This window comes from Gordonia cholesterolivorans (genome assembly GCF_039531975.1).
Taxonomy (GTDB): Bacteria; Actinomycetota; Actinomycetes; order Mycobacteriales; family Mycobacteriaceae; genus Gordonia; species Gordonia sihwensis.
The window spans coordinates 1-608 of record NZ_BAAARB010000077.1; the positions used below are offsets into that span (position 1 = coordinate 1).

The window sequence follows — 608 nt, forward strand, 5'->3', positions numbered from 1 at the left end:
GTAACAGGGTGTACAAGACCACTGAAACCAAATTCTGTCATATCAGTTTAGCCGTTATTGCGGTGACACTTCAAGGATTTCAGCGAAATAATTCAGTACACCCCGTTACCAAAGGCTATCGCCAGTGGCGTTTTTACGTGTCTGTCAGGGTTGGATTCAAGAGAACAGTTACCTGAACAGGCGTGATAGTCGGGCTAAACGGGGAGTTCGTGCAGATAGCCCAGCTTGGAGCGAACCACCTAAACAAGTGCAGTACCGGTACAGGGAAGCTGAGAGATAGCGCCCCCAAAGACAGAAAGAGCGGATTAAAACCGGCTGTAAACTTGTAAGGTGGGAACAGGAGAGCGCACGAGGGAGCCGTCAGAGGGAAACTTCTGGCATCTTTAGAGTCCTGTCGGGTTTCGCCTGTCTTGACTAGAGCACCGAAAATCAATTGATTTTTGTGAAGCTCGTCAGGAGGGCGGAGCCTATTGTAAAAGGGCTATTCTTCGCCCAGCTTAGCGTTCAGTCTTCGGTGTAGTGACTCCGCGTGTTCGTGGAGTTCTTCACAAAGGTTGGTTTCCGCATCGAGATTATCCGAATCCTGTTCATTGAGTTTTTCGAGTAAG

The 608-nt window shown here is 49.0% G+C and carries 1 protein-coding gene; it reads right to left on the minus strand.

The genetic code is table 11. The features are described from left to right. Window positions 1-481: 481 nt before the first annotated feature. Window positions 482-608, minus strand: a 127-nt coding sequence (locus ABFX36_RS18960; protein ID WP_346077841.1) for a Rop family plasmid primer RNA-binding protein, incomplete at its 5' end; no start/stop codon positions are given.